Below are 6000 nucleotides of genomic sequence, written 5' to 3'. Positions count from 1 at the left end.
GGGTAGACTGGTTTAACAAGAAGCGTTTGCATAGCACGATTGGTTATGTGTCACCTTTTGAGTTTGAAAAGCGGTATTATGATAATTTAATCCTGTCAGGTATTGCTGCCTGACTCAAGTAAATCACTCTCCGATATACTCGGGGCGGTTCAGTTCGATGAGTTCCGCTTTTTCACTTTCCACTTGTTCATTCTTTTTTGTGAGTGCTTTTATCTCATTTCGGTGTTGCTTGTAAGTGTTTCTAGCAGTAAGTAATCTAGCGTTAAGGTCGTTATTTTCAGACTGTACTTTTTCTAGCTTTGCGAGTAATTCACTATCATTCTGTGCTGGTGTATCATTTTGGCTGGTATTGGCAAGTGAGGCTAAATAGCCGTCCAGTTCTCGCTTTGAAAACCCGATTTCTTCAGACTCAATATGTGTTAGCTTGAATTTTTCAGCCTCATCAAGTCCTTGCGGCTTATCGTAAAACAAAAATACATCGTCATAATCTACATATTCGGCGGTTTTCTTTTCAAGAATGCTGTAAATCATAACCCCATCGTTTGGTAACTTCATATAGTCGTCTCTAGCTCATTAATCAAAGTACTCACATTCACACCCCTACACCCTTTAATTAAAATAGGTGCAAGGCAGTGACAGCATAAGGGTGTGTAAATAGCTGTCGTTCGGGTAATTAGTCCTAGCCTTGCATAGTTGGTGCTAAGCCTTAGCCTAGCTTTTGTTTTTGTTCTTTGAAGTCTGCACGGATTACGTTGTCTAGTTTGCCAGCATAAGCATCATCAATGAAGTTTGCCCATTCGTTCATCATATTAATTCTGTATGGTAGGTGTTGCGCTCCGTTATAGGCTGCGCTTATCTTGTTTTCTCTATCATGTGCCAGCTGTAGCTCTATCGCTTCGTGCATAAACTCTTTTTCATGCAGTGTGGTACTAGCAAGCCCACGGAAACCATACCCTGTCATCTTGCCTTTATAACCCATATTCCATAGGGCGTTAATAAATGCACTTTGACTGTATGGTTTGCGAGTTGAGGTATTAAAGAAAACGTACTGATCCGAAAAACCTAGCTCTTTGATCTGTTCCAGTATCGCCATTGCTTGCGGTGCTAGTGGCACAATGTGCAAGCGCCTAGCTTTCATCTTTTCAGCTGGGACAGTCCATAAGCCACGATTAAAATCTATGTCCTGCCATTCCATAAATCTAATCTCATTGGTACGCACAAACGTATAGCATAAAAACCATAAGCCTAGCTTCACCAGTACATCACCTTGATAAGCATTGATGTCTGTTAGTAGCTTTGGCAGTTGCTGGCTAGTAATGCGGTGGTGGTTGGTCGTTTTGTGTGGTTTGATTGCTTCGGCTAGGTCGGTGGCTGGGTTATGTGTGGCTAGCCCATTGCGTATGGCGTATTTGAATATCTGCCCTACTTCTCTAATGGTACGCCTTGCCATTTCATTAGCGCCACGGCTTTCTACTGCTTTGCCAATGGCTAATATATCAGGCGCGGTTATATCGTTGATGTTCTTTTGACCAATAGAGGGCTTAACATCGCGCATATAGGCGGAATAGTTACGGGAAAAGGTGCTTTCTGCTAGGTAGGTTTTGCGTTCTGCATACCATGATTGGGCTATGTTATCGAAAACATTTAAACCGTCTTGGCTGGCTTGCTGCTCTTTCTTATGGTCTTTGGGGTTCACACCATCAGCTATTAAGCGTTTGATCTCAATATTGCGCTGGCGTGCGTTCTGCAAACTCATAACTGGATAAGTGCCAATAGTGAGGGTTTGCTGTTTGCCTTGCCAGCGGTATGCGCTGATCCATGACTTAACGCCCGTGTAACGCACCCATAATTGCAGCCCGTTACCATCGCTATGCTTGTCAGGTCGCTTTGTATCAATCGAGGTGCTACTGGGCTGTAGCTTGTTGATAACGGTATGAGTTAAGGGCATTGGGCTATCCTTTGTTGGTATTGAGAGTATGTATAAACTCTAATACCAACAATAATACCAACATTCTATATGGTTCGCCATACCCCTATATAACACTCAATACCTGAAAAACGCCCAAAATAAAGGGCTAACAGTCTATGACGGTCAGCCCTTTATCGTTGTTTGGTGGAGATGGCGGGAGTTGAACCCGCGTCCGCCAGCATTACGCTCATGAATCTACATGTTTAGTTTCTGTCTTTGATTTTAGTCTGCACCGATCCGACAGTCAGGATGGATTAGCCGATTCTCTACTTTTGAACCCAAGCGATTGAGACAATCCCTTGTGGCGAGCCTACATGCGGACGCTTCAACTTAGTTGACCAACTGTAGGTGATCAGCAACTTAGTAAGCAGGGTCTAAACCAAGTAAACTGGGTTTATGCTGCTAGAGCGTAATTTTCGTCGTTTGCGACTATAACAATATATGTTGGATTAACGAGAGGACATATACTCTCGACATGCATCATTGAGTTTCATCACCAGCGTCGAAGCCAGAACATCCCCAATAAGGTCGAGTATTATATAGGAATTAAGTGCCAACTTTCAACCTATAAAATACCCTCATTACATTACGTTACAGCTCAATTCTTTAAGCCAATACTTTATTTAACCATTTACCAATATTTTGAATTTGTGGCATACATACCTGATGTGCCATTGGATAGGTATTATAAGACACATTATAATCTTTTGCTGATAAAAGCTGCTGCGCTTGCTCGCCTAAGATCACAGGAACGACTGGGTCGTGAGTACCATGCTCAATCAATATTGGCATGTCTTTATTAGCAGCACTATAACTAATGTTGTCATTGGTTGCTAAGTACGTAGAAAGCGTCATTAAGCCAGCCAAGCGCTTCGGATAGCCGAGTGCCACATGATAAGCCACTGCCCCGCCCTGCGAAAATCCTGCAATCACAATATGCTCAGGAGCAACACCGCGTTCCATCTCGCGACTGATCAAATCATTGATCTGTTGGGCAGACTCTTCAATTTGAGCCACATCGATTTTACGCTCAAGGCTCATCTCTAAAATATCGTACCAAGCAGGCATCACCATGCCGCCATTCACGGTCACTGGGCGCTTAGGTGCATGTGGAAAGATAAAGCGTACTGCCATATCATTAGCCAATCCTAACTGCGGTACTACTGGCTCAAAATCATGGCCGCTGGCACCCAAGCCATGCAACCAAATGACAGCGCGATCTATCTTTTTTTGAGAAGGGTTATGTTCAACAGTAACAGCGTCTAAATAGTCAGTCATGACTGATCCTTAATACAGTTTTGAGAATTGGGAGTGAAATATTTTTGTAACAATCACTCGCCTGTCATTATCTTTTAAAAATTATCAGGTAACGTAAGGGATGGATAAATGACAGCAATATTGTACTTATTATTTTTCACTTTTTGTAGGGACAGTTTACATGACAATATTAGATAATTCAGTGGCGACGCTCAATCAACTCAAAAAAACGCCATTTAAAACCGTTAAGACGGTCAGTATAGCCATAGCACTAGGGGCCACTTGCACCCTATCAATGGCCGCAGACGATATACGCAATACCACATTGACTCAAACATCCAGTCAAACTATCAAGCCATCACTAAAACAATTACCAAAAAGCTTGCCTGCTAAGCCTCTCGCCTATACCTACGGTGTTCGTCCATTTTATTTGATCAATGATATGGATGAGAGCCCATTAAAAGAAGATCTGTTGGCTTGTAAAGCACAATTACCTAGCAAAACGAACTTTTCCATTGCCCATCGAGGTGCGCCATTACAACTGCCAGAACACACTTATGATAGCTATGTTGCTTCAGCGCAAATGGGCGCAGGTATCTTGGAATGTGACGTGGCTTTTACCAATGACGGCGAGCTGGTCTGCCGCCATGCGCAAGACGATCTGCATACCACTACTAATATTCTTACTACCCCGCTGGCCAAACAGTGCACCATGCCGCCAATTATCGACGCCAACGGTGTGCTGACCAATGCCGACAGTATTGAATGCCGCACCTCAGACATTAGCGCAAATGAGTTCAAGACCCTCACAGGGAAAATGGATGCCGCGAATAAAAAAGCGACCAGTATCGATGAATATATGAATGCGACTGCGCCTTGGCGAACAGACTTGTACTCGCAAAATGGCAAAGTATTGACTTTGAAAGAGCATATCGCGTTGGCACGCCAACTGGGTATGAAACACACGCCTGAGCTAAAAGCACCCGCCGTGACCATGCCGTTCAATGGCTATCGTTTAGACGATTACCGCCAACAGCTCATAGAGACTTATAAGGCAGCGGGTGTGCCTGCAAATGATGTATTTGCGCAGTCATTCAATATAGAAGACCTTGATTACTGGATAAAAAATGAGCCAGCTTATGGTGCCAATGCCGTTTATCTCATTGATGACAGTAATGAAACCGCTAAAAACAAGACGTTTGATAAAGATGATGCGACGACATGGAAGCACTCCTTGGCTGATATCAAAGCTCGTGGCATTAACATCATTGCGCCAGCACTTTGGTTATTAGTCACAACGGATGGCAATGGAAAAATGATACCTTCAGCCTATGCAAAACAAGCAAAAGCCAATGACCTAAAAATCATTACGTGGTCAATAGAGCGTTCAGGTCCACTGGCAAATGGCGGTGACTGGTATTATAGTGGTCTTGGCGAGGCTATCAATAATGATGGTGATATGATGAATTATATCGATGTGTTGGCACAAGACGTCGGTGTCCAAGGCATCTTTTCAGATTGGCCCGCTACAGTGAGTTATTATGCCAACTGCAAAGGCTTAAAATAGGTTAATCCGACTCCTTTTTCTTATCTAAGCGTCTAATATTAAGACATGTCCCAATACCAGCTTAATTATTGTTAAGCTGGTTTTTTATTTTCCATTGGTTGTATCAGCATCATTGGATAATAGACCATTTGCTTAGGGCGTGTCCTCAATCTGAACAAAACCTTTTAAATGGGTTAAAAAAGGCTATATTCTCGCCACTTTTCGAAAATTTATAGACAATATGTTCATATTCTCTGCAAAATTTCCATCGATTGGCAAAAATCTATCTCTTTTTACTTCCATTTTCAAAATGAGGACATGCCCTAATACCCTGCTTTTCCATCAAGTTTTCACACTGTTTGGATAGTGGTAGCAAGAGCAGGCTGCTGTTTTGTGCTACGATAATTTACTAAAATTATAAAACGATATAGAAACTATGACCCATATTTTACTGGTGGAAGATGACCCTGCTATTGCGATGTCACTCAAAGTTACTTGCAAACGTGAAGGCTGGAAAATCACTTGGCTAGACAATGCGAGCAGCGTGTTACCAATGCTTCATAGCCTTGAGGCGCAAGATCTATCGGCGATTATTTTGGATGTTGGCTTGCCAGATGGTGATGGTCTCAGCCTCTGCCAACAAATACGACACACCCCTGATATCGATGGCTTAAAAGACATCCCTATCGTATTTTTGACGGCTCGTAGCGACGAGGTTGATAGGATTTTGGGTTTAGAGATGGGCGGTGATGATTATTGTGCCAAACCTTTTAGCCCGCGCGAGTTGGTTGCCCGTCTAAAAGCCATTTGGCGACGTGAGCAATTACTGTCTAAGCAATCTGCTACTCATACCACAGCCACCGATAATACAACTAACCGTGCTTCTTCGAATAGTATGTCAGGGCAAGCATTGACGTTTGAATGTCAATCTGGCGTTTGGCATTACCAACCGCTCAATTATTCCTTGATGTGGCAAGAGCAAAAGCTGGAGCTCAGCAATACCGAACGCAAAATTTTGCTGACATTATTACAAGCACCCAATCAAGTCTTTAGCCGTGAGCAATTACTCAGCGCTGTGAGCGACTACCCTGATCATCGCTTGGCCAGAACCATAGACAGTCATATTAAGTCCATTCGTAAGCAGCTGGCCACTGTCGACGCGAGCATTGAGGTCATTCATACTCATCGTGGATTGGGTTACGCATTATGTCCCGCTTAGTCATAACTA

The 6000-nt window shown here is 43.1% G+C and carries 6 protein-coding genes and 1 other RNA gene; 3 read left to right on the top strand and 4 right to left on the bottom strand.

The window, feature by feature from the left end; genetic code table 11:
* A partial coding sequence (locus tag AAEY72_RS13510; RefSeq protein ID WP_352310938.1) for an IS3 family transposase occupies nucleotides 1-113 on the top strand: 113 nt, incomplete at its 5' end.
* 10 nt (nucleotides 114-123) lie between these two features.
* On the opposite strand, the gene AAEY72_RS13505 is transcribed toward AAEY72_RS13510, so the two are convergent.
* The 4 genes from AAEY72_RS13505 to AAEY72_RS13490 form a co-directional block, all read right to left on the bottom strand.
* Nucleotides 124-555 carry a hypothetical protein gene (locus AAEY72_RS13505; protein WP_352310936.1) on the bottom strand — a complete coding sequence of 144 codons (432 nt, stop codon included), beginning with the start codon at nucleotides 553-555 and terminating at the stop codon, nucleotides 124-126.
* A gap of 151 nt (nucleotides 556-706) precedes the next feature.
* Complete coding sequence (locus AAEY72_RS13500) at nucleotides 707-1948, bottom strand: tyrosine-type recombinase/integrase (protein ID WP_352310934.1); 1242 nt, start codon at nucleotides 1946-1948, stop codon at nucleotides 707-709.
* A 163-nt stretch (nucleotides 1949-2111) separates the two neighbouring features.
* Nucleotides 2112-2490, bottom strand: a transfer-messenger RNA (tmRNA) gene (gene ssrA, locus AAEY72_RS13495).
* An 85-nt stretch (nucleotides 2491-2575) separates the two neighbouring features.
* Entirely contained in the window at nucleotides 2576-3247 is a 672-nt protein-coding gene (locus AAEY72_RS13490) for an alpha/beta hydrolase (protein WP_352310932.1), read from the bottom strand.
* Between the two features lie 160 nt (nucleotides 3248-3407).
* Here AAEY72_RS13490 and AAEY72_RS13485 point away from each other — a divergent pair, with 160 nt between their 5' ends.
* Nucleotides 3408-4793 (top strand): glycerophosphodiester phosphodiesterase family protein, encoded by a 1386-nt coding sequence (locus AAEY72_RS13485; RefSeq protein WP_352310930.1) that lies wholly within the window; start codon nucleotides 3408-3410, stop codon nucleotides 4791-4793.
* 415 nt (nucleotides 4794-5208) lie between these two features.
* Nucleotides 5209-5991, top strand: a complete 783-nt coding sequence (locus tag AAEY72_RS13480; RefSeq protein WP_194620128.1) for a response regulator — start codon at nucleotides 5209-5211, stop codon at nucleotides 5989-5991.
* The last annotated feature ends 9 nt before the right edge of the window (nucleotides 5992-6000 follow it).

This window comes from Psychrobacter sp. W2-37-MNA-CIBAN-0211 (assembly GCF_040309405.1).
GTDB classification, from domain to species: domain Bacteria; phylum Pseudomonadota; class Gammaproteobacteria; order Pseudomonadales; family Moraxellaceae; genus Psychrobacter; species Psychrobacter glaciei.
This window is presented reverse-complemented; position numbering and strand designations above follow the sequence as displayed.

Excerpts from the sequence above, each read along its gene's own strand:
- AAEY72_RS13480 (WP_194620128.1), top strand. The coding sequence starts at position 5,209 with ATGACCCATATTTTACTGGTGGAAGATGACCCTGCTATTGCGATGTCA.
- AAEY72_RS13485 (WP_352310930.1), top strand. The coding sequence starts at position 3,408 with ATGACAATATTAGATAATTCAGTGGCGACGCTCAATCAACTCAAAAAA.
- AAEY72_RS13505 (WP_352310936.1), bottom strand. The coding sequence starts at position 555 with ATGAAGTTACCAAACGATGGGGTTATGATTTACAGCATTCTTGAAAAG.
- AAEY72_RS13490 (WP_352310932.1), bottom strand. The coding sequence starts at position 3,247 with ATGACTGACTATTTAGACGCTGTTACTGTTGAACATAACCCTTCTCAA.
- AAEY72_RS13500 (WP_352310934.1), bottom strand. The coding sequence starts at position 1,948 with ATGCCCTTAACTCATACCGTTATCAACAAGCTACAGCCCAGTAGCACC.